General features: G+C 46.9%; 22 protein-coding genes. 9 read left to right on the forward strand and 13 right to left on the reverse strand.

Annotated features, from left to right (window positions below):
* Nucleotides 1-200: 200 nt before the first annotated feature.
* Nucleotides 201-3083, forward strand: a complete 2883-nt coding sequence (leuS, locus tag QM717_RS09620) for a leucine--tRNA ligase (RefSeq protein WP_415037231.1) — start codon at nt 201-203, stop codon at nt 3081-3083.
* Nucleotides 3084-3544: 461 nt separating this feature from the next.
* Nucleotides 3545-4225 (forward strand): zinc metallopeptidase, encoded by a 681-nt coding sequence (locus QM717_RS09625; protein WP_415037233.1) that lies wholly within the window; start codon nt 3545-3547, stop codon nt 4223-4225.
* A 196-nt stretch (nt 4226-4421) separates the two neighbouring features.
* Here the strand turns inward: QM717_RS09625 and QM717_RS09630 are convergent, their stop codons facing one another.
* Complete coding sequence (locus QM717_RS09630) at nt 4422-4781, reverse strand: winged helix-turn-helix transcriptional regulator (protein WP_415037235.1); 360 nt, start codon at nt 4779-4781, stop codon at nt 4422-4424.
* 79 nt (nt 4782-4860) lie between these two features.
* Here QM717_RS09630 and QM717_RS09635 point away from each other — a divergent pair, with 79 nt between their 5' ends.
* Nucleotides 4861-5742 carry an NAD(P)H-binding protein gene (locus QM717_RS09635; protein WP_415037237.1) on the forward strand — a complete coding sequence of 294 codons (882 nt, stop codon included), beginning with the start codon at nt 4861-4863 and terminating at the stop codon, nt 5740-5742.
* Nucleotides 5743-5803: 61 nt separating this feature from the next.
* Here QM717_RS09635 and QM717_RS09640 read toward each other — a convergent pair whose 3' ends face one another.
* From QM717_RS09640 to QM717_RS09665, 6 genes are all read right to left on the reverse strand, one after another.
* Nucleotides 5804-6091, reverse strand: coding sequence for a hypothetical protein (locus tag QM717_RS09640; RefSeq protein WP_415037239.1), 288 nt, complete (start codon nt 6089-6091; stop codon nt 5804-5806).
* Entirely contained in the window at nt 6091-6561 is a 471-nt protein-coding gene (locus tag QM717_RS09645) for an Lrp/AsnC ligand binding domain-containing protein (RefSeq protein ID WP_415037241.1), read from the reverse strand. The genes QM717_RS09640 and QM717_RS09645 overlap by 1 nt, the downstream gene beginning before the upstream one ends.
* A gap of 224 nt (nt 6562-6785) precedes the next feature.
* The gene (locus QM717_RS09650) at nt 6786-7448 is read right to left on the reverse strand and encodes a hypothetical protein (RefSeq protein ID WP_415037243.1); all 663 of its coding nucleotides are present in this window, start codon (nt 7446-7448) and stop codon (nt 6786-6788) included.
* Nucleotides 7449-7452: 4 nt separating this feature from the next.
* Entirely contained in the window at nt 7453-8817 is a 1365-nt protein-coding gene (locus tag QM717_RS09655; protein WP_415037245.1) for a saccharopine dehydrogenase family protein, read from the reverse strand.
* Between the two features lie 62 nt (nt 8818-8879).
* A complete protein-coding gene (locus tag QM717_RS09660) occupies nt 8880-9200 on the reverse strand; it encodes a hypothetical protein (protein ID WP_415037247.1) in 321 nt (106 codons plus the stop codon).
* 2 nt (nt 9201-9202) lie between these two features.
* Nucleotides 9203-9952, reverse strand: coding sequence for a DUF3108 domain-containing protein (locus tag QM717_RS09665; protein ID WP_415037249.1), 750 nt, complete (start codon nt 9950-9952; stop codon nt 9203-9205).
* Between the two features lie 273 nt (nt 9953-10225).
* Between QM717_RS09665 and QM717_RS09670 the strand changes: the two genes are divergently transcribed.
* Complete coding sequence (locus tag QM717_RS09670; RefSeq protein WP_415037251.1) at nt 10226-10612, forward strand: DUF423 domain-containing protein; 387 nt, start codon at nt 10226-10228, stop codon at nt 10610-10612.
* A gap of 80 nt (nt 10613-10692) precedes the next feature.
* Complete coding sequence (gene pckA, locus QM717_RS09675; protein WP_415037253.1) at nt 10693-12318, forward strand: phosphoenolpyruvate carboxykinase (ATP); 1626 nt, start codon at nt 10693-10695, stop codon at nt 12316-12318.
* Between the two features lie 130 nt (nt 12319-12448).
* On the opposite strand, the gene QM717_RS09680 is transcribed toward pckA, so the two are convergent.
* Complete coding sequence (locus QM717_RS09680; RefSeq protein WP_415037255.1) at nt 12449-13198, reverse strand: uroporphyrinogen-III synthase; 750 nt, start codon at nt 13196-13198, stop codon at nt 12449-12451.
* A gap of 21 nt (nt 13199-13219) precedes the next feature.
* Nucleotides 13220-13885, reverse strand: a complete 666-nt coding sequence (locus QM717_RS09685) for a DUF4271 domain-containing protein (RefSeq protein WP_415037257.1) — start codon at nt 13883-13885, stop codon at nt 13220-13222.
* Between the two features lie 141 nt (nt 13886-14026).
* Here QM717_RS09685 and QM717_RS09690 point away from each other — a divergent pair, with 141 nt between their 5' ends.
* Genes QM717_RS09690 through QM717_RS09700 form a run of 3 tightly spaced genes read left to right on the forward strand, consistent with a single transcriptional unit; the run spans nt 14027 to nt 16510 of the window.
* Entirely contained in the window at nt 14027-14752 is a 726-nt protein-coding gene (locus QM717_RS09690) for a polyprenol monophosphomannose synthase (protein WP_415037259.1), read from the forward strand.
* Between the two features lie 13 nt (nt 14753-14765).
* The gene (locus tag QM717_RS09695; protein WP_415037261.1) at nt 14766-16106 is read left to right on the forward strand and encodes a dihydroorotase; all 1341 of its coding nucleotides are present in this window, start codon (nt 14766-14768) and stop codon (nt 16104-16106) included.
* A gap of 8 nt (nt 16107-16114) precedes the next feature.
* The gene (locus QM717_RS09700; protein ID WP_415037263.1) at nt 16115-16510 is read left to right on the forward strand and encodes a DUF4296 domain-containing protein; all 396 of its coding nucleotides are present in this window, start codon (nt 16115-16117) and stop codon (nt 16508-16510) included.
* Here QM717_RS09700 and QM717_RS09705 read toward each other — a convergent pair whose 3' ends face one another.
* Nucleotides 16511-17509, reverse strand: a complete 999-nt coding sequence (locus QM717_RS09705; RefSeq protein WP_415037265.1) for an NAD-dependent epimerase/dehydratase family protein — start codon at nt 17507-17509, stop codon at nt 16511-16513.
* Between the two features lie 295 nt (nt 17510-17804).
* Here QM717_RS09705 and tyrS point away from each other — a divergent pair, with 295 nt between their 5' ends.
* Complete coding sequence (gene tyrS / locus QM717_RS09710; protein WP_415037267.1) at nt 17805-19106, forward strand: tyrosine--tRNA ligase; 1302 nt, start codon at nt 17805-17807, stop codon at nt 19104-19106.
* A gap of 69 nt (nt 19107-19175) precedes the next feature.
* On the opposite strand, the gene QM717_RS09715 is transcribed toward tyrS, so the two are convergent.
* The 3 genes from QM717_RS09715 to QM717_RS09725 form a co-directional block, all read right to left on the reverse strand.
* Complete coding sequence (locus QM717_RS09715; RefSeq protein ID WP_415037269.1) at nt 19176-19913, reverse strand: hypothetical protein; 738 nt, start codon at nt 19911-19913, stop codon at nt 19176-19178.
* A complete protein-coding gene (locus tag QM717_RS09720; protein WP_415037271.1) occupies nt 19910-20890 on the reverse strand; it encodes an acyl transferase in 981 nt (326 codons plus the stop codon). The genes QM717_RS09715 and QM717_RS09720 overlap by 4 nt, the downstream gene beginning before the upstream one ends.
* Before the next feature lie 76 nt (nt 20891-20966).
* Nucleotides 20967-21980 (reverse strand): T9SS type A sorting domain-containing protein, encoded by a 1014-nt coding sequence (locus tag QM717_RS09725; protein ID WP_415037272.1) that lies wholly within the window; start codon nt 21978-21980, stop codon nt 20967-20969.
* Nucleotides 21981-22057 lie beyond the last annotated feature (77 nt).

Here is a 22057-nt window from a genome sequence, read left to right on the forward strand (position 1 = left end):
TGAAATTATGCGGTAAAAATAATAAACATTTCGGTTTATAACGGACAAAGTTTTAATTTTCGTCTGTAAAGCGTAAATTTGCGCGCCGGGTTAAGAGACTCGACTAAATATAATGTGTTACAGCAATTTTAGATTTTAGATTTCAGATTTTAGATTGAACCCTAAATCAGAAATCAGAAATCTATAATCTACAATCCAAAATGAAATACAATCCAAACGAAATCGAAGCCGACTGGCAAAAATACTGGGCCGAAAACCAAACCTTCGCCGCCGACAACCATTCCGACAAACCGAAATATTACGTCCTCGACATGTTTCCGTACCCGTCGGGCGCGGGCTTGCACGTCGGGCATCCGTTGGGGTACATCGCCTCGGATATTTATGCGCGCTACAAACGCCACAAAGGATTCAACGTATTGCATCCGCAGGGCTACGACAGTTTTGGATTGCCAGCCGAACAGTATGCGATCCAAACCGGACAGCATCCTGAGAAGACGACACGCGAGAACATCGCGCGTTACCGCGAACAGCTCGACAAGATTGGGTTTTCATTCGATTGGGACCGCGAAGTGCGCACTTCCTCGCCCGATTATTACAAATGGACACAGTGGATTTTTATCCAATTGTTCAATTCGTGGTACAACAAAACTTCCGATAAGGCCGAAAGCATCTGCACCTTGATCGAGCAATTCCAAAAAGACGGCAACGCCAATGTGAATGCGGTTTCCGATGACAATATCGACATTTTTTCAGCCGATGAATGGAATGCATATTCAAAAGAAAAGCAAGAACAGATTTTACTCCAATATAGGCTGACTTATTTGGCCGAAACCGAAGTCAACTGGTGTCCGGGTCTCGGAACCGTTTTGGCCAACGACGAAATCGTCAACGGCGTTTCCGAACGCGGCGGCTTTCCCGTCATCCGTAAAAAGATGACGCAATGGAGCATGCGTATTTCGGCTTATGCCCAACGTTTGCTTGATGGCTTGAAAGATATTGATTGGACACAATCCTTGAAAGACGCGCAGGAAAACTGGATCGGAAAATCGGTCGGTGCGCTCGTGACTTTCAAAGTTTTGGATTCGGAAGAAAATAAAAGCGAAGTCGACCATTTCCTGTCCGGCAACGAACATTCGGGCCACGAAATCCAAGTCTTTACAACGCGTCCCGATACCATTTTCGGTGTGACGTTTATGACGTTGGCGCCCGAACATGAACTTGTTTCAAAAATCACCACACCCGAATGGAAACAGTCGGTCGAGCAATATGTAGAAGCGACTGCCAAGCGTTCCGAGCGTGAAAGAATGGCTGATGTCAAGACGATTTCGGGCGTATTTACCGGCGCTTATGCCGAGCATCCGTTTACCAAGGAACCGATTCCGGTTTGGGTGGGCGATTATGTTTTGGCGGGTTACGGAACCGGCGCGGTGATGGCTGTCCCTTGCGGAGACGAACGCGATTATGCGTTTGCAAATTTCTTCAAGGGCAAGAACGGCATGGGTGCCATCAAGAATATTTTTGACGGCGTCGATATTTCGAAGGAAGCCTATGGCTCGAAAGACAACGTCAAGATTGCCAATTCAGATTTCCTGAATGGATTGAATTATAAAGATGCGACGAAGAAAGCGATCGAAGAACTCGAAAAACTCCAACTCGGAAAAGGCAAAACCAATTACCGTTTGCGCGATGCGGTGTTTTCCCGTCAACGCTACTGGGGCGAACCGTTTCCCGTTTACTACGTGAACGGGTTGCCGCAAATGATCGACGCGAAACATTTGCCGATCGTGTTGCCTGAAGTCGAAAAATATTTACCGACCGAAGACGGACAGCCGCCACTCGGAAACTCCAAGGAATGGGCGTGGAGCACATCTGAAAATAAAGTCGTTTCTAATGATTTGATTGATAACCAAACCGTTTTTCCGCTCGAACTCAATACGATGCCGGGCTGGGCGGGATCCTCGTGGTATTGGCTGCGTTACATGGATCCGCACAATACCGAAGAATTCGTTTCGAAGGAAGATGAGCAATATTGGCAGAATGTCGATTTGTACATCGGTGGCAGCGAGCACGCGACGGGGCATTTGCTGTACAGCCGTTTTTGGAATAAGTTCTTGTTTGATCGTGGATTCATTCATCAGCAAGAACCGTTTAAGAAATTGATCAATCAGGGGATGATTTTGGGGACTTCGGCTTTTGCGCACCGACTCGAAGGCACGAATACTTTTGTCTCGAAAGGCAAAATCGATGGTCGTCGTACGCAACCGATCCATGCTGATGTTTCGATGGTCAATTCCTCAGATGAACTCGATACTGCTGCATTTGCCAATTGGCGTGAAGATTTCAAGAATGCCGAATTCATCACCGAAGACAACGGCAAATTCATTGTTTCCCGCGAAGTCGAAAAAATGTCCAAATCCAAATACAATGTCGTAACACCTGACGATATTTGCAACGAATACGGCGCCGACACTCTAAGATTATACGAAATGTTTCTCGGCCCGCTCGAACAATACAAGCCATGGAATACCGCCGGAATTTCGGGTGTTTTCGGGTTCCTTAAAAAGCTGTGGAAATTGTATTTCGACGACAAAGGTTTGATCGTTACTTCGAATCCGACGAGCAAAGACGCGTTAAAAACGTTGCACAAAACGATCAAGAAAGTACAGGAAGACATCGAAGGATTTTCGTTCAATACGTCGGTTTCGCAGTTCATGATTTGCGTCAACGAACTGACCGCGACGAACTGCCACGAACGTACGATTCTCGAACCGTTGGCAGTTTTGGTGTCGCCTTATGCGCCGCACATCGCTGAGGAATTGTGGAAACAATTGGGGCACCAGGAAAGTATTTCACGTGCACCGTTCCCGAAATTCAACCCTGAATATTTGGTCGAAAGCAACAAGGAATATCCGGTCTCGTTCAATGGAAAAATGCGCTTCACTATTGATTTGCCTTTGAGCCTGACCGCTGCGGAAATTGAAGAAATTGTGATGAAAGACGAACGCACGATCAAGCAGCTTGAAGGTCGTACGCCGAATAAAGTTATTATCGTTCCAGGGAAAATCATCAATTTGGTCGGGTAGTGGAGTTTAGGGAAAAAGTTATCCAAAGCCTTCTCGTACTCCTTGTATTTGGCGCTTCACGCTTGATGATTTTAGTGATTACTCAAATGCGCAAACAAAAAGGGCTCGCGATTATCAATTGGTGGAGAGACTTTGTAAATGGTGTGGGGCTCGTGATTTTGAAATATGTGATGCCTGTTTTGTTCGTGGTCCAACTCATAAGAATCTGGGCGGATTTGTAAGCAGACGTCCGCGTTAGCGATTGCAGTGGAAATCCTTTTGTGTAGTTTTACGAAACAAAAGATTGCAACGAAAAGCGCGGGCCTTTAGGCAACGCCCAAAAAAACCAAAACTGCCAAAATTTCATTTAACCTGACATTAACGACCCGTGGCGCAACTTTTGTGGCAAGCGCACGACCACTCGAGCCAAAGGCGTCCCGAACCGTCGGGAGAGCGGAGCTAAAACCTTAAAAATTAAAACTATGTATTTAGGATGGATTATCATGGGCGCGATCATGCTGGCGAGCTGGCTGGTGTCCCAAAGATTGCAAAGTAAATTTGACCATTATTCGAAACTGCATTTGCAGAACAATATGAGCGGTGCGGAAATCGCCGAGAAAATGCTCGCCGACCACGGCATCCGTGACGTACGCGTGATTTCGACCCCAGGCCGATTGACCGATCACTACAACCCGGCCGATAAAACGGTCAACCTTAGTGAAGCGGTTTATAATCAACGAAATGCTGCGGCTGCGGCTGTAGCGGCGCACGAAGTCGGGCACGCGGTACAACATGCCGCGGCTTACAGTTGGTTGGAAATGCGTTCGAAACTCGTTCCGGTAGTATCGTTTACGTCCAACATCATTCAATGGGTGTTGCTCGCGGGCGTTTTGCTTGTAAATACTTTTCCGTCATTATTGCTGATTGGAATTGTGTTGTTCGCGCTCACGACCTTGTTTGCGTTCATTACGCTTCCAGTGGAATACGACGCGAGTAACCGCGCCTTGGCGTGGCTCGACAACAAGCGAATGCTCACCCGTGAAGAACATGCGGGCGCGCAGGACGCACTCAAATGGGCCGCCAGGACTTATGTGGTAGCGGCGATTGGTTCACTCGGAACCTTGCTGTATTATGTCATGATTTATATGGGAAGACGCGATTAACTTTTTCCGTTTGAAAATAGAAATCCGCTCTTGTAGCGGATTTTTTATTTGGAGCTGTTTCCTGCTTTCCGCAGTATCTCTGCGAGAATACTTGCTACACTCGAGGCTAGTGCTTATCCTAATCCATTAGATTTTGTTTGAACATCGCCACCGCGCCGCCTGGCTCCTTCGCTAAAAATGTCCACAGGACATTTTCTTAACGCTCGGCCCGATTGTATTTCAAGCCCCAATTCGCCAAAGTATCGAGCGCGGGAAGCAATTCCTGTGCAGCATCGGTGAGTTTGTATTCCACATGCGGCGGCATGATTTCAACGACTGTCCTTGTAACGAGTTGGTCGGCTTCGAGTTGTTTTAAATGTTGAATGAGCATTTTTTCGGTAATCGGCGGGATGGCTTTGCGCAGGTCGCTGTAGCGTTTTTGTCCGAAGCGCAGGTTCCACAATATTAACGGTTTCCATCGGCCGCCCACTTTATCCAGCGTAAAACTGACGGGGCAGGCCACGATGATTTGCTTTCTATTGTCGTTGTTGGTCGAAGCTTCTTTGATGTCTCGCATATCACATACTTTTTAGTAGGTACTTGTACAAAAGTAAGTACAATTTTAACTTTGTACAACCATTTTAAAATAAAATAGTATGAAATATGTTTTGACCGGTTCAACCGGAAATATCAGCAAGCCGGTAGCCCAAGCTTTAACCGCTGCCGGACACGAAGTGATTGTCATCAGCAGTGATGCGAATAAGCAAAAAACCATCGAAAATCTCGGTGCGAAAGCCGCGATTGGAGATGTCAATGACGTAGCGTTTTTAACCCAAACTTTCAAAGGTGCCGATGCGGTCTATCTCATGATCCCGCCAATCTGGACACCCGAGGACTGGCCGGCGTTCATGCGGCAAATCGCCGACAATTACACCCAAGCGATTCAAGACAGCGGTGTCCCAAAAGTAGTTCAATTGAGTAGTATCGGTGCGCATCTGGGGTATGGCGCGGGTCCGATCAATGGATTGGCATACCTTGAAAAGCAACTCGACCAATTAAATATTGATGTCATTCATTTGCGTCCGTCGTATTTCTACACGAATCTTTTCTCGATGGTCGATTTGATCAAGAATGCAGGCATCATGGGCTCGAATTTCGGTCAGGCCGACGAAAGGTTCGTGCTCGTCCATCCATCGGATATTGCAGCGGTTGTGGCCCAACATTTACTCGCGCTCGATTTCAAGGGCCAGTCCCACGAATACGTTTCGAGCGATGTCCGCACTTTTGCAGAAATCGGCCAGGCGATTGGGAATGCCATAGGGAAACCTGAACTGTCCTGGATCCAATTCCCGGATGCTGATGCGATGAACGGCATGCTCGGTGCAGGTTTGCAACAAACGATTGCCGACGGTTACCTCGAAATGGGGCAAGGCATCGCTTCGGGCATCGTGCAGGAAGATTATTTTGCCTCGGGTGCAAAACCACAGGGGAAAGTGAAGTTGGAGGATTTTGCCAAGCAATTTGCCTCGGCCTTCTAAAGCAACCTCATTCAAAAAGTAAGAATCCGCCTCGAAAGTCGCGGATTTTTTTATGGCGAGTTCAATGCATCGGGATCATAAAAACCAAAACCTCCAATTTGATCAAAAGGGCCATCGCAATCCAGCAGAGCAAATGGACGCCGAGGCATTCGAGGTAAAACGGATTCCCTTTAAAAAGGCGCAGCAGGTGGATTCCAAAATAGAGAATACCCACCGGAACCAATAACAGGATCAGCAACGGGGCAATTTTTGGCGCCACTATATTTGACAGATAAATAACGCCCGCATAGGCGGTATAAAACCAAAGGATCGAAATGGTTTTCCCGATGAATGGCTTTTGCGTGTCCATTACAATTGGATTTGTCTCTCGATCTGCTGATCGAGCGAAATGAAGGTCTCGGTTCGCGAAACGCCCTCAATTGCTTGGATTTTGGTGTTGAGCAGGTGCATCAGGTGTTCGTTGTCGCGGCAGATGATCTTGATCAGGATCGACCAATTTCCGGTCGTGTAATGGCATTCCAACACTTCGGGGACTTTCCTTAGCTCGCGTACGGCCTCGAGGTTCTTGGCGGCCTTGTCGAGATAGATTCCGACGAACGCCATCGTGCTGTACCCCAGTACCTTGTTATTGACCGTAAATTTCGAACCCGAGATCACGCCTGCCTGTTCGAGTTTGCGCAACCGTTGGTGGATCGCGGCGCCCGAAATCCCAATTTTATTGGCAATTTGCAGGATGGGTTTTCGCGCATCTTCCATCAAGGCACGCAGGATTTCTTTGTCGATGCCGTCAATTTCAATTTGAAGTTGGTTTACTTTCATGGTCTTTAAAACTTTAAGCCAAGCTAAAGCTTGTGTACCTCAAGCCCACCGGGCTAAAGCCGAATGTCTGCTAGACATTCTCCTCTATATATCATTTCCTCTTAATATCAAATCGTCAATTTCGATTTGAAGGGGATTGATTTTCATTCGGTCTTGGTTTCGGATTGGAATCAAATGTAGTGATTTGATTTTAATCTGAAACAAAATAGAACAGTCGGGTATTGTTATTTGATCTTTTCGATCGCTCTCCGCACCGACAAGAGATCCAAGCGTTGCTCGCAATTTTGGACACCCTCGGGATTTTTCTCAGAAATAAAAGCATTGAAATCCTTGCACTGCCTGAAAATATTGAACTCGTGTTTCCAGAAATCCCATACAAATCCTTTGTTCCGGAGTAGGCTGGTGTGGGTACCGCCCGCTTGCATGACGCCGGCCATTTCAAAAGTATCGGCAAAATCAGATTCGGCATAGATGTAGTTTTGCCCGCCGATCAACGCCCTGACGAAATCAAAATTCCGCCCGCCTCCTTGGAAACGGTCCTTGCGGTTCAGGTCCACGACGATTGAACCGGCCTCGAAATACAGGAACCCGTTGTACGAAACCGCAAATACGTCGTGCACAATCTTGTCGTTGCTTTTATAGCGAAAAACGACCGTATTGCCAGGGTCGGCGACCGGGCCGTCTTTGTAGCGTTCGTCTTTTCGGAATGCCTTGGGGTATATTTCGTAGTTCTTGCGGCGTCCTTTTACGAAATCTTCTTTGGTTTCGAAAACGCCATCGAGGAAATTCGTGCGGTAGATGCTGTCGAGCGATACCATCGAGTCATTGTTCTGGGCAAAATTGGCCGCAGCCGCCATCAGGCCCAAAAAGAGAAACAGTTTTTTCATGGTTTTACAATTGCCCTGGATTGTAGCCCAAATAAGGGACTTCTTTTTCGATAAACACGACACCGAATGTTTCGAGTTCTTTCAGGATCGGCAAATAGACTTCGCGGTTGATTGGCAGTTGCACACCGGGCGTGGTAATGTTGCCGTTGAGGATTTGCAAAGTCGCCATCGCCACCGGAAGCCCGACCGTTTTGGCCATGGCGGTATAGGTTTGGTCGTCGCCGATGCACACCATTTTGGAATCGATTTGTTTTTTGACACCATTCAATTCGTAGCCGAATTTGTGGTACATCACGATCATGTCTTTGTCGTCTGGCTGCAATGTCCAGGCATCCGATAATATCTTTTCGAGGATTTGCGCCGGCGTCGCATTGGGCAAACCGACTTTCTTGTGCGGGTTGAACAAATCGAGTTCGAGCAATTTGTCCCACAGCACATCGTCCTGTTCGATACCGAGCTGTAAACGCAACTTGATTTCGACCGAATCGCTCGGATGGTACGGCAGGAACAGATTGGTGAATTCCCTATAGCTGATGTTTTTCGAATCGTCGATGACATAAGTATCGTCGGTCATGCCGAGTTGCACGAACGTATTCCACGCGCGCGAATAACCCACACGACGGATCGTGCCACGGTACAAAGTCAGGATGTCGTCGAGTCCGTACACACTGCGGTATTTGAGTGAATCGCGGTTGGCGTACCCTTCGAATTTGCCGTATCCTTCGACTTCGAGGAACTCGGTTCTCCGGAACAATTTATGGTACGGAATGTATTTATAGGTGCCTTCCTGTAGGAATTTAGCCGCGCCGCCCTGACCCGCGAGCACCACATTGCGCGGCGCCCAGGTGAACTTGTAATTCCAAAGGTTGTTGTCGGATTCCGGGGCGACGAGCCCACCGCAGAACGATTCGAACAAAATCATCTTGCCGCCCTTGTCGCGGATCTCATCGATGATTTTCATTGCGCTCATGTGGTCGATGCCGGGGTCGAGCCCGATTTCGTTCATGAACACGAGGTTGTTCTCTTTGGCCGCCGCATCGAGACTTTGCATCGCATCGCTGATGTAAGAGGCCGTGACCATGTGTTTTTTATAGGTGATACAATCCTTGGCGACCTCAATGTGCATGTGTGCCGGGAGCATCGAAATGACGATGTCGGCTTTCTGGATTTCAGACTGGCGTTGTTCGACGTTGTGGATGTCGAGCGCAATGGCCGTCGCATTCGGATGGTTTTTGGTTTTGCGCTGCGCGAGTTCGAGCGACAGATCGCCGATGGTCAGGTGCAGGTTTTCTGCAGCCGATTTGTTCAAAAGGTATTGGATCAGGGACGAAGCCGAACGGCCCGCGCCGATAATCAGGATGTTTCTCATAATTTTTGATGGCCACGAATACACGAATTTAAACGATCATTTGTGCATTCGCGGTTAACTTTTTATTCTAAACCTTCGAGCTGCTCGAGGTCTTTTAAATCTTCATTTTTGGATTCGATTTTCTTTTGGTCGAATTCGGTGTCTTGTGCCACTTCATCGGGCATCATCGCTCTGGCAACCACTACAACAAGAAGAATCGCAGATACAATCAATAAAATTCTTGGGAATTTCTTCGCAGCGCCTTCCGAAATGAACATGGCCAATCCGCTAAAAATAAGCGCCAATCCAACGGGAATGTACGCGATTTGGCCCATCGGCAAAATGGCGCATACAATACTGATGACAATAAATAGGACGGCTAAAACATTGTATACTTTTCTCATGGTTATATTCCGGTAGCGTTGGTTAATGATAATTGTCCGGTTCCGACAGGAATCGAGAATTTGATCAGTGCCGGCACTTTACGCGCATCGGCGGTGAGCCAGATCAGGTTTTTGTCGACGCCTTTGAGCTTGTCGGTCTTGGCGGCAATCGAAATCTTGTAGCATTCCTTGCTGCCCAAATTGCCGGCTTTGACGGTTTCCTTGCCCATGTATTTGGCCGAAACGGTCATTTGTTTTTCGTCGAATACGATCGTGAAAGTCTGGGTTTGCCCGACCTTGAATTTGCTGAAATCGACATTGCGCAATTTGTACAATACCGTCACTACATCGGCGGTGTTGTCGCCAATGCTGAAATTTTTGGTGGTTTCAGCCGCGCCTTTCTTTTTGACGGTGCTCGAAATCGTGTTGCCTTTGAACAGGTATTTCTCTTTCTTGGTGTATTTGCCTTCGAAGATGTCGCGCTTGTACAGGCTTGGCTTGAAATTGGCCGGATTCACATACGACTCATAAATGTCACGGATCTTGAAAAACGAATCCCATTTGCTGAAGGTCGTCGCCTCGCAGCTCAGGTGCAACAAAGTGTTTTTGGAAGTCTTGACGGTTTCGGTTGACATCTTGACCTGGGCCAGCGGTGTCAGCAATCCACTCATGTTATAGGAGGCGGAATAGGTAAAAGTTTCCCCCGATTTGACGGCTTGGGCCGAAACTTGGCTAGCGATCAACAAGCCAAATGCCAATAGCAGTTTTCTCATTTGATTGATTTTAAAGTGCAAATGTACTATTTTTTTGTTAGGAGCAATTTCCGGCTCTTCGCTTTATCTTTTACTGCTTAAAGAAAGCAGCAAAAGGATGCCGCTGCGATCCGGGCTAGGCATGATCGTTCAACATTGATTATTCGTTAATCCGCGGTTCTTCGGTTCAAAAAATTGAATTTCGAATATCGATTAACAAATAATGAATTTCGAAGTTTTATCAGTGTCAGTTAACCATAGAAATGTAACTTTGTCATCCAAAACCCAATCAACATGGAAAGAAAAATGACCGCCACCGCCGCGATTTTAGGATTGCTGGCCATCATCCTCGGAGCCTTTGGCGCGCATGCGTTAAAAAAAGTGCTTGAACCCGAACAACTCGTCGCTTTTGAAACCGGTGTCAAGTATCAAATGTACCATGCCTTGTTTCTGTTGCTTGTCGGATGGAACGGATTGGTGTCTGAAAAAGCCAAGAAAACAATCTATGGGTTGACAGTGGTTGGCGTGGTTTTTTTCTCAGGCTCGATCTATTTATTGTCCACTAAAAATTTATCGGGAATCGACTTCAAATCCATCGGAATTATCACCCCAATTGGCGGATTGTTACTGATTGTCGCATGGTTTTGGCTTTTTATCGATTTGATACGCAAAAAATCATAAATTTCTAACGAAATCGATGTAACTCGAATTTTAATTTCTACTTTTGTCCCCTTAATAAGTGTCAACACAAACTCAAATTTATGGATAATTACACTCAAACTACGAAATCGATTTCGTTAGAAAAGTATGGAATTAAAAATGTTGAAGAAATCGTATACAACCCGTCATACGATTTGCTCTATGAAGAAGAACTGAATCCAAATCTGGTTGGTTTTGAACGAGGGCAATTGTCCGAGCTTGGAGCAGTGAATGTAATGACCGGGGACTTTACCGGCCGTTCCCCAAAAGATAAATATATCGTCAAAGACGCCGTTACCGAAAACACCCTTTGGTGGCCGTCTGAAAAAGCACCCAATGACAACAAACCCATTTCACAAACGACCTGGAATGCGCTAAAGGAAAATACCGTAAGCCAATTGTCCGGCAAAAGATTGTTCGTAGTCGATACTTTTTGTGGTGCCAATGAAAATACAAGATTGAAAGTGCGTTTCATCGTTGAGGTGGCTTGGCAGGCGCATTTCGTCAAAAATATGTTCATCCGCCCGACCGAAGCCGAACTCGAAACCTATGGCGAGCCTGATTTCGTCGTGATGAACGCTTCCAAAAAAGGCTTCAAGGATTTCGCCGCACATGGCATGAATTCGGAAACCTACATCGCCTTTAACCTGACCGAGAAAATCCAATTGATCGGCGGAACCTGGTACGGCGGCGAGATGAAAAAAGGATTGTTCTCGATGATGAACTACTACTTGCCGTTGCAAGGAATCGCTTCGATGCACTGTTCGGCCAACAAAGGCAAGAATGGTGACGTGGCCGTGTTCTTCGGATTGTCTGGAACCGGGAAAACCACTTTGTCTACCGATCCGAAGCGCGAACTCATCGGGGACGACGAGCACGGTTGGGACAACGACGGGGTCTTCAATTTTGAAGGCGGTTGCTACGCCAAAACCATCGATTTGAGCAAAGAAAATGAACCGGACATCTACAATGCGATCAAGAAAGACGCTTTGCTCGAAAACGTCACGCTCGATGCCAACGGCAAAATCGATTTCAAGGACGGTTCGGTTACGCAAAACACGCGTGTTTCTTACCCGATCTACCACATCGAAAACATCGTGAAGCCGGTTTCCAAAGCCGGACACGCCAACAAAGTCATCTTCCTTACGGCCGATGCCTTTGGTGTTATGCCGCCGGTTTCTAAACTCACGCCGGAACAAACCAAATACTATTTCCTTTCTGGATTTACCGCCAAATTGGCCGGAACCGAGCGCGGGGTAACCGAGCCGCAACCGACTTTCTCGGCTTGTTTCGGAAAGGCGTTCCTGTCGTTGCATCCGACACAATACGGCAAGGAATTGGTCAAGAAAATGGAGGAGCACAACGCCCAGGCTTATATGGTCAATACGGGTTGGAACGGAACCGGAAAGCGAATCTCGATCAAAGATACGCGTGCGATCATCGACCGCATTTTGGACGGATCGATTGAAAACTCAGAAATGAGTATGGTGCCAGTCTTTAATTTCCGGGTACCGACTTCACTCGAAGGGGTTGATACAGGTATTTTGGATCCAAGAAAAACCTATGCCAACGAAAACGAGTGGACCGAAAAAGCCACCGATCTTGCCGGCAGGTTCATCAAGAACTTCGCGCAATACACCGATAATGAAGAAGGACAAAGCCTTGTGAAAGCCGGGCCGCAATTGTAATAGTTATTATTGATTCATACCAAGCGCCGTTCGAAAGGATGGCGCTTTTTTTATGCGGATTATTTTTACGGATAGCATAAAAAAGCCCCAACATTGTTGAGGCTTTCGGTATAAAAGTATTTTCACTTCATTATTTTCCTTTGTTGGCTTCTGCGATGTATTTTTCGAGTGCCATCGTCATCGAAGGTGTTTCGGGCGTCGGGGCGAGGATATCGATACGCAGGCCGTGTTCGAGTGCTTCTTTTTGCGTCGTGCTGCCAAAAACGGCGATACGCGTATTGTTTTGTTCGAAATCGGGGAAGTTCTTGAACAGCGACTTGATCCCGGTCGGGCTGAAGAAAGCCAAAACGTCGTAATACACATCGGCCAAATCCGACAAATCGCTCATCACGGTTTTGTAGAACGTACCCACGGTCCAATCGACTTTGAGGTTGTCCAATACGGGCGGAACATCTGCATTGAGCTGGTCCGAAGCCGGCAACAGGAACTTCTCGTCTTTGTATTTCTTGATCAGTGGCGCCATATCGGCGAAATCTTTCTGGCCGACATAAATCTTGCGCTTTCTGTAAACCACATATTTTTGCAGGTAAAACGCAACGGCTTCCGATTGGCAGAAGTATTTCAACCCTTCAGGTACTTTGTAACGCATTTCTTCGGCGACCCTGAAAAAATGGTCAACAGAATTCTTGCTCGTTAAAATGATGGCAGTATAATTATTGAGGTCAATTTTCTGCAATCTAACATCTTTCGCGCTGACGCCTTCTACGTGGATAAAAGGCCTGAAATCGACTTTCACTTTATGCTTTTGTTGCAGCTCAAAGTATGGTGAGTTTTCAACTTTAGGCTCTGGCTGTGACACCAAAATAGTTTTCACTTTCATATTTGACATTTTCTCTTATAGCTAACTTTTCGTAAACCAATAATACATGAAATAATAGGGCGCTATTTCAAGTGCGCAAAGATATAAAATAAAATAAAATAACTTGCCGAGTAAGAAGTTTTGATAATTCTTCAGGGAAACCAGATAAGTCAGCATGTTTATTGTCAAAACAATAACAATAATGAGCAAAATAATGATTTTTGATGGATTATCGTTATAAAACAGAATGATGTCAATCGGTAGCAAAAGCAAGCCGATGTAGGTTCTGTAACTGACTTTCTGCAAATTGAACTGTTCGGTGAATTCCTCTATGCTGAAAGCGGTGGCTATAATCTTCTCAATCAGGAATTTGGACAGCACGAAAACCATCAAAAAAGTCAAGATCTGGGTGAACACGATCCAGTCGGTTTTCTGTACATACCCGAAGTAGCTCAGGATCAATTGGACAAAAAAGGCCAGCGAAAGCAATTGCACCACAAAAAGTACGATCGTAAACCCGCTCATGAGGTTCGAACTGTCGCGATACACCTTTACATATTTGTCCGAAACGATGAGCCGCAGGTATTCATTGAAGCGCGTCTCGAAAAATGATTTGGCGATAGCCACGAGGATAAACGCCACGATAAATAAGATGGTTGCCCAGTCTCGGGGCTCCAATGTTCGCGGGTGAAGTACGTGGTCCATCATGCGCCAAAAATAGTGATTTTTATGTTCTCCGACGGTGGCTTGTAGCCGATTCTTTCGAAAAAATAAATCGCACTTTATTATCATTTTATTATGATGCCGCTCCCATAAAAAGTTTATTTTTGCCCTAAATTTAGCGCATCAATGAGCGACAGCCTGGTCATTATTCCAACGTATAACGAAATCGAGAACATAGAAAGTATTGTTCGTGCGGTACTTTCGTTGCACAAGCCGTTCGATTTGCTCATAATAGATGACAATTCACCCGACCATACCGCCGATAAAGTGAAACTGCTGCAGCGGGAATTTCCCGATCGGCTGTTTCTCGAACAACGCGCCAAAAAATCCGGGCTCGGGACCGCTTATGTGCACGGATTCAAATGGGCGCTCGATAGAAATTACCAGCTCATTTTTGAGATGGACGCCGATTTCTCGCACAATCCCAATGACCTCGAAAAGTTATACGATGCTTGTCATTTCGGCAACGCCGATGTGGCGATCGGGTCGCGTTATGTCACGGGTGTGAACGTGGTCAACTGGCCATTGAGCCGGGTGTTGATGTCCTATTTCGCCTCGGTCTATGTCAAATTGATCACCGGGATGAAAATCCACGATGCGACCGCGGGTTTCGTGTGTTACAAAAGCGAAGTGCTGCGCAGCATGAACCTCGACAAAATCAAATTCATCGGCTATGCGTTCCAGATCGAGATGAAATACCGCGCCTTTGTCAACAAATTTAAGATCACCGAGGTGCCGATTATTTTTACCGACCGCACCAAAGGCCAATCCAAGATGAGCAACGCCATCATCACCGAAGCGGTTTTTGGTGTCATTTCACTGCGCATCAGCCATTTATTCAAAAGATTATAAAGCACCACAAATAATGAACAGGGTTTTAATAAAGAATGCCAAGATTGTCAACGAGGGAACCATTTTCGAAGGCGATGTGCTGATCGAGGATGAATTCATCGCAGAAATCGCCGAAAAGATCAGCGTCAAATCGTCTGCCACCAAAATCATCGACGCCGAAGGCAGTTACCTCATTCCGGGCGCGATCGACGACCAGGTGCATTTTCGCGAACCCGGTCTCACGCACAAGGGCGACATCGCTTCTGAATCGCGTGCCGCAGTGGCCGGTGGCGTGACCTCGTTCATCGAGCAGCCCAACACGGTACCCAATGCCGTGACACAGGAAATCCTGCAACAGAAATACGACATTGCCGAGCAAACCTCATTTGCGAACTATTCGTTCATGATGGGCGCGACCAATGATAATTTGGAAGAAGTCCTCAAAACCAATCCGAAGAACGTGGCCGGAATCAAGATTTTCCTGGGTTCCTCTACCGGAAATATGCTCGTTGACAATGAAGCGGTTTTGGAGAAGATTTTCTCGAGCACCCAAATGCTGATTGCCGTACATTGCGAGGACGAGCAAACGATCAAGGACAACCTCGAAAAGTTCAAGGCCGAATACGGCGAAGATATTCCCGTGACTGCGCACCATTTGATCCGCAGTGAGGAAGCGTGTTATTTGTCGTCTTCCAAAGCGATTGCATTGGCCAAGAAAACTGGGGCAAGATTGCATATTTTCCATCTTTCGACCGCGAAAGAAATGGAATTGTTCACCAATAAAATCCCGCTCGAGGAAAAGAAAATCACCGCCGAAGTTTGCGTACACCATTTGTGGTTTACCAACGACGATTATGCGACCAAGGGCAATTTCATCAAATGGAATCCTGCGGTCAAAACGGCCAACGACCGCAAAGTCTTGTGGGAAGCTTTGCTCGACGACCGCATCGACGTCATTGCAACCGACCACGCGCCGCATACCTTGGAAGAAAAAAAGCAGAAATACCTCCAGGCGCCGTCGGGCGGACCGCTCGTGCAACATTCGGTGGTCGCAATGTTTGAGGCACACCACCAGGGTAAGATTTCGGTCGAGAAAATCGTCGAGAAAATGGCGCACAACCCGGCCAAGATTTTCAAGATCGAGAAGCGCGGCTTTATCCGGGAAGGCTATTATGCCGACTTGGCGATTGTCAATCCAGGATTGCCTTGGAACGTCAAGAAAGAAAACATCCTGTACAAATGCGGTTGGTCTCCTTTTGAAGGCGTCAACTTTAAATCGAGAATTACACATACCTTTGTCAACGGAGAACTGGTCTACAACAATTTCAAGGTAAAGGACATCCGTTGCGGAAAACGACTTTTGTTTGACCGATAATTGAAACTATGAAAAGAGTTGCATTTTTACTGGGTCTGATGGTATTGCTGGCCAGTTGCAAAGACCAGGTAGTGGAGAAACCGGAGAAGTTGCTCGACGAAGGAACGATGGCCAACGTATTGTACGACCTTGCGGTGATTGAGGCCATGAAGTCAAGAGACCAGGGCCTGACAGGCAATTCGACACCACAGTACGTCTATAAAAAATACGGCATCGACAGTTTGCAATTCGTACAGAACAACCAATACTATGCTGCCGAAATAGCCAAGTACAAGAAGATTTACGACAAGGTCAACGAAAGACTCGAAAATGAGCGTAAAGTGGCCGATTCGCTGGCCAGGAAAAATGGCGAAACCGCGGCGCCTTCGAGTGCTTCCGCTGGCAATACGCCGCAAATCCAATAATTATTTTTTGGGATACAGACCCGCGAGCCACCCGATGTAAGGCTTGAGATCGGTAAAAGTATAATGCAACGCAAACCCGATGCGCTCGTTCGAGAAGTGGTTGTGGCTGTGCAGCGATTGGGCCATCGACCGGCTCAGTTTGCGTTTCTTGCCCAGCAGCGACAACAGCCAATCCAGACGCCAACTGATCGAGGTCGTCCACGGCTGGCCATAAATTGAAGGCGGTTTGACACCGAGACTGCTGGCGACCCACTGCAGCATTTCTTCAAAAGACAGGTTTTTGGATACAATGGTGAAACGTTCGCCGTTGATGTCGCTTTCCATCAATTTCGCCATGATGGCCACCACATCTTTCACGGTAGTAAAACCTGTCGTTCCTTTGGTGTAGAACGGTAAACCGTTGGCAACCCGTGTAAAGATTTCCCCGCTGCCGTTCTCCCAGAACAAAGGCCCGAGGATGACGCCCGGATTCACGACGACAACTTCCAAGCCTTCCTGTTGCCCACGCCAGATTTCCATTTCGGCACCATATTTAGAGATGGCGTAATCGGAATGGGGTTTTTCGGGGTTCCATTCGGTTTCTTCGGTGATGATTGTTTCGTGTTCCTTGGGGTCGCCGAGCGCGGCAATCGAACTCACATGGCACAATTTCTTGATGCCGTATTCGAGACAGAAATTGACCACATTGGCCGTACCTTCGATATTGACCTTGCGCAACAGTTCCTCGTCGGCGGGATCGAATGAGATGCAGGCGGCGCAATGATAAACGTATTCGATATTTCGAAAGGCGAATTCGAGTGATGGAACGTCGGTGATGTCGGCTTCGATCCAATCGATCTGGTCGAACAACTGTTCCTTGCCATAGAGCGCAAATATGGCCCTGGTTTTCTGGATCGAATGGTTGCTGCGGTAAATCGCGCAGACCTGCCGGTTGTTTTCCAGCAGATGCAGCGTGAGGTGTGATCCGACTAAACCGGTGGCGCCTGTGACTAAAATCATAGCGTAAAGATAGTGGCAAACGTTATAACTTCAAAGTTCAATATTCGTTGTTCTATATTCATCATTCAATTTTTTTGAACCGAAAAACCGCAGATTAACGAATATCGAAGTTCGCAACCCTAGCCCTGATGGAAGCGGCATCCTTTTGCGGCCGGGCGATAGCGAGGCCGTAAAAGATACAGCGGACAGCATCCCGAAGTGTCGGGACCGGCTCCTAAAAAACTTTCCAACTTTGAATCTCTGCAACTTTTCTACTTTCAAGCTTTCCGTTATCTTTGCCTGCAAATTCACGAAAATGAAAAACCTAGTCGAAGAACTCAAATGGCGTGGCCTGTACCACGACAGCATGCCCGGAACCGAAGAACAACTGCTCAAGGAAGCCACGACCGCGTATATCGGTTTTGATCCGACGGCCGATTCGTTGCATATCGGGAGCATGGTGCAGATCATTTTGCTCACGCATTTGAAGAATTTCGGGCACCAGCCGATTGCATTGGTAGGCGGTGCGACGGGGATGATCGGTGATCCTTCGGGTAAATCGGATGAGCGCAATTTGCTCAACGAGGAGCAACTCGCCAAGAACGTGGCCGGCATCAAAAATGTGTTGTCGCGTTTCCTCGATTTCAATTCGACCGAAGCCAACGCACCGATCATGGTCAACAACTACGACTGGATGAAGGATTTCACGTTCATCGATTTTGCGCGTGAAGTCGGGAAAAGGATTACCGTCAATTACATGATGGCCAAGGATTCGGTCAAGAAAAGACTTTCCGGTGAAGCCGGCGACGGCATGTCGTTTACCGAATTCACCTACCAGCTCATCCAAGGGTATGATTTCTACCATTTGCACAAACACTACAATTGTGTGCTGCAGATGGGCGGCTCGGACCAATGGGGCAACATCACGACGGGAACCGAATTGGTGCGTCGTATGAATCTCAATACCGAGGTCAAGGCGTTCGCACTGACTACGCCACTCATTACTAAATCGGATGGTTCTAAATTCGGAAAATCGGAAGGCGGAAACATTTGGCTCGATGCCGATAAGACTTCGGTGTATAAATTTTACCAGTTCTGGCTCAACACTTCGGATGAAGATGCCGAGAAATACATCAAGATTTTTACGTTCCTCGACCAATCGGTCATCAATGTGTTGATTTCACAGCACCGCGAAGCGGCGCATTTGCGTGCCTTGCAACGCAAATTGGCCGAAGAAATTACGATTTTCGTACACGGTCAGGAAGAACTCGACAAGGCGATCAAGGCATCGAATATTTTGTTTGGTAATTCGACTTCGGAAGAACTCAAGACGCTCGACAGCCAGACTTTTTTGGAGATTTTCGACGGGGTGCCGCAGGCGGAAATTGCAATGGCTGATGTTCAGGCAGGAATCGATATCGTGGATGTGCTCAACGAAAAATCGGGATTCTTGAAGTCGAACGGTGAGGCCAGACGCGCACTCGCGGAAAATTCGATTTCGGTCAACAAGGAAAAAGTGGCCGAAGGATTTTCGTTGACGGAAAAAGATTTGATCAACAACCAATTCGTGTTGCTGCAGCGCGGGAAGAAAAATTATTTCGTGCTACGCGTGGCGTAATGCTTAGAAAATATTTGAAGGCCACGAATTCTCGAATTATTTATAAGATTCGAGAATTCGTGGCCTATTTTATTCCCCGAAATTGATCCTCATTTTGTTGGAGGTAAAAATCCCTTCGATAAAAGTCGCGTCGTTTTTGATTTTCGCAAATTCCGTCTCGGACAAATCGGTTTTGAATAATGTTTTTTTGAGGTCGAGCACGATTTCGATTTCAAAGGCGTCTTTCTCGTTGAGGTAATATTCGAGGTCGCCGTTGTTGACCACGCGGATGCGGTCCCAGGTGGTAAGGATGACGAATGGTTGTTTCTGGTGCGGCTGCAGGGTCATCTTGGAACGCAGCAATTTCTGGTTGCGGATAATCCATTTCTCATCGGTACTTTTGCCGCCGTTTTGATGGTAATTGGCAATCATCGCGTCGTATTCGGCCTTGTATTTTTCGTTGGTTTTCTTGATGAACTCGCGTGCTTCTGGCGTGTTATGGTTCGGGAAATTATCGAGTTGCGCGGCTTCGGGAACGTTGGGGAAAAACGGCCCGTCCATGTCCTGGAATTCGTCGTTCTGGTAGATTTTGTATACTGCGAACAAGGTCATCGAACTGGCTGCATTGGCAATCAGCGTGTGCGGATGCAGGAAAAACGACAACGGTTTGTCGGTGCGGTTCTCGATGTGGTAATGGATGTTGTATTTGCGACGCAGCGAATGCGAATCATCGGTAGTGATGGAGTCGATGCTGACTTTGAGCGTCGATTGTGCGGAGGTGGAAAACGCAAGCGACAACAGGCAAAACGTCCAGACGAAATTTCTCATAGTACCATCAAATTGCAACCCCGTATATCGGAATGGTCAAAGCGTCCCAATACTTCAAACGAATTGTCGGCGTATTTTTTTCCCAAATCTTGCGTGGCGATGAACGAACACGAATGGATGTTGGCCAAATCGATCACATTGATGCCGCCGGTTTTGCCATTGTCGACGTAGCTCAGCGCATCTTCGGTATCGCGGACGAGGATTTGCATCCAATTCGGGCATTCGAAAATTCCGTCGCCCAATGAATAAGCCTGCGACAACAGTTCGGTCATGCCGTATTCGGAATGGATGGCCGACACGCCAAAGCCTTTGCAAAGTTGTTCGTGTAATTCTTCGCGGATCATTTCCTTTCGCTTGCCTTTCATGCCGCCGGTTTCCATGATGATGGTGTGGTTGAGTTGGAAGGGTTGTTTCTCGATCAAATCGAGCAGGGCATAGGTCACGCCAATCAGGATCACATTTTGGCCGGCCTTGTCGAGCGCGGTAAGTTTTTCGATCAATTCATCGTGGTTGTGCAGGTAGAAACCGCTGTCGGCGTTGTTGGTTCTTTGGATCAAATCCTCGACCATATAGATCAGCGAGGAGCCTTTTCTTTCGAGATAGGACGGCAGCAAGGCCAACACGACATAATCTTCGATATTGCCGTAGAAGGTTGAAAAACCTTGGCGGTAGCTTTCTTCATACCAGCTTACATCGGTTACCAAATGCCGGCTGTTGGTTGTGCCGGTTGTGCCGCTGCTGGTGAAGATTTCTTGGGCGGGATCGTTATTCGATACGACCTCGTGGCTTTTGAAAAACTGGATGGGCAGGAACGGAATCTGCTGCAGCGACTTGACTTGTTGCTTGTCTACTTTGAGCAGCTCGCAGAATTCCCGGTACACCCGGTTGTTTTCGTATTGGAAACGAAAGACCTTGAGCGCAATCTTATCGAACTGCTTCTGGTTGGAAATGGAAAAAATATCGTGGTGCGTGAGCAAACTTTTTTTTGCAAAAATACGCAAAATAAAAAAGCCCCGACGCAAATCGGGGCTCTTGATTTTATGTAGGAATCGATTACTCGATTACCAATTTCTTAGTAGCAGTTTTACCCGCTTCAGTGATTTTTACCATGTAAACACCAGCGTTGAGGTGAGATACATTGATGGCTTGGCTGTTAACGGTAGTGTTTGCCACTTGTTTACCCAATACGTCAAAGATTACAACCGATTTGGTATCGTTGCTGTCTGAAGTAATGTACAGGTTACCATCTTTTACAGGGTTTGGATATACTTTCAAACCAGCGATTTGGTATTCATTAACGCCCAATGAAGCTGGAGTTACGGCAGCCCAGTTGTCGGCTACTCTGATTTCGTCGATCTGAACGTTACCAGTTCCAGTTGTTGCAGTACCACCTTGACGGATGACCATACTCAAGATAGAAGCAGGAGCAGCACTTGTTCCAGTGGCGTTGGTTGCAGTAGCAGCAGGCTCAGCAGCACCAGGAGTTGGGTTTACAAACAAACTGGCGGTGTTAGAAGTCAAATCATACTTTACAACTACGAAATAAGTAGTTCCGATGTTGTAGTCAGCCGAAGCGAATGACGGTGTAGCTGTACCTCCTGAGTTGTTCAAGACACCAAAATTAACAGTTCCATCAGCACCACCCAAGTGTACATAAACCCTTGCAGGCAAAGTGGTTACTGTAGCGCCAACGGCACCACCCAATGACAAGAAATAATCACCAGCAACCGTGTTGTCAAACAAACCAACGTTGTCAGATACTTTGATCAAGGCAGAATAGTAAGCAGTAGTCGTGATCGGAGCGGTCAAAGCTTTGTTCATGTCTTCGGTGTTTCCGGCTACGATAGTGGTGCGGTTACCTGTAGAGGCAGCCAAACCTGCATATGACAAGCTGTTTCCGCTATCTCCAGGTGTAGTAAGGATAACCAACTGGTCGTTGATGGTTCCACTGTGGTGAACCCATCCGTTAGCAGATAATGCACCAGTTCCTGTAAAGAACTCAGTGGTTTGCGCAAAAGACGCAGCCATTGCCAAGAATGTAAAAGATAAAGTGTAAAGTTTTTTCATTTTTTAGATGTTTAAATTATGTGACAAAGATAGAAACTATTTTTCGGAGTGAAAAAATATAGGATGTAAAAAAAATA

This window comes from Flavobacterium sp. (genome assembly GCF_047602195.1).
Taxonomy (GTDB): Bacteria; Bacteroidota; Bacteroidia; order Flavobacteriales; family Flavobacteriaceae; genus Flavobacterium.

Coding starts and splice junctions, on each gene's coding strand:
- leuS (WP_415037231.1), top strand. CDS start 201: ATGAAATACAATCCAAACGAAATCGAAGCCGACTGGCAAAAATACTGG.
- QM717_RS09625 (WP_415037233.1), top strand. CDS start 3,545: ATGTATTTAGGATGGATTATCATGGGCGCGATCATGCTGGCGAGCTGG.
- QM717_RS09630 (WP_415037235.1), bottom strand. CDS start 4,781: ATGCGAGACATCAAAGAAGCTTCGACCAACAACGACAATAGAAAGCAA.
- QM717_RS09635 (WP_415037237.1), top strand. CDS start 4,861: ATGAAATATGTTTTGACCGGTTCAACCGGAAATATCAGCAAGCCGGTA.
- QM717_RS09640 (WP_415037239.1), bottom strand. CDS start 6,091: ATGGACACGCAAAAGCCATTCATCGGGAAAACCATTTCGATCCTTTGG.
- QM717_RS09645 (WP_415037241.1), bottom strand. CDS start 6,561: ATGAAAGTAAACCAACTTCAAATTGAAATTGACGGCATCGACAAAGAA.
- QM717_RS09650 (WP_415037243.1), bottom strand. CDS start 7,448: ATGAAAAAACTGTTTCTCTTTTTGGGCCTGATGGCGGCTGCGGCCAAT.
- QM717_RS09655 (WP_415037245.1), bottom strand. CDS start 8,817: ATGAGAAACATCCTGATTATCGGCGCGGGCCGTTCGGCTTCGTCCCTG.
- QM717_RS09660 (WP_415037247.1), bottom strand. CDS start 9,200: ATGAGAAAAGTATACAATGTTTTAGCCGTCCTATTTATTGTCATCAGT.
- QM717_RS09665 (WP_415037249.1), bottom strand. CDS start 9,952: ATGAGAAAACTGCTATTGGCATTTGGCTTGTTGATCGCTAGCCAAGTT.
- QM717_RS09670 (WP_415037251.1), top strand. CDS start 10,226: ATGGAAAGAAAAATGACCGCCACCGCCGCGATTTTAGGATTGCTGGCC.
- pckA (WP_415037253.1), top strand. CDS start 10,693: ATGGATAATTACACTCAAACTACGAAATCGATTTCGTTAGAAAAGTAT.
- QM717_RS09680 (WP_415037255.1), bottom strand. CDS start 13,198: ATGAAAGTGAAAACTATTTTGGTGTCACAGCCAGAGCCTAAAGTTGAA.
- QM717_RS09685 (WP_415037257.1), bottom strand. CDS start 13,885: ATGATGGACCACGTACTTCACCCGCGAACATTGGAGCCCCGAGACTGG.
- QM717_RS09690 (WP_415037259.1), top strand. CDS start 14,027: ATGAGCGACAGCCTGGTCATTATTCCAACGTATAACGAAATCGAGAAC.
- QM717_RS09695 (WP_415037261.1), top strand. CDS start 14,766: ATGAACAGGGTTTTAATAAAGAATGCCAAGATTGTCAACGAGGGAACC.
- QM717_RS09700 (WP_415037263.1), top strand. CDS start 16,115: ATGAAAAGAGTTGCATTTTTACTGGGTCTGATGGTATTGCTGGCCAGT.
- QM717_RS09705 (WP_415037265.1), bottom strand. CDS start 17,509: ATGATTTTAGTCACAGGCGCCACCGGTTTAGTCGGATCACACCTCACG.
- tyrS (WP_415037267.1), top strand. CDS start 17,805: ATGAAAAACCTAGTCGAAGAACTCAAATGGCGTGGCCTGTACCACGAC.
- QM717_RS09715 (WP_415037269.1), bottom strand. CDS start 19,913: ATGAGAAATTTCGTCTGGACGTTTTGCCTGTTGTCGCTTGCGTTTTCC.
- QM717_RS09725 (WP_415037272.1), bottom strand. CDS start 21,980: ATGAAAAAACTTTACACTTTATCTTTTACATTCTTGGCAATGGCTGCG.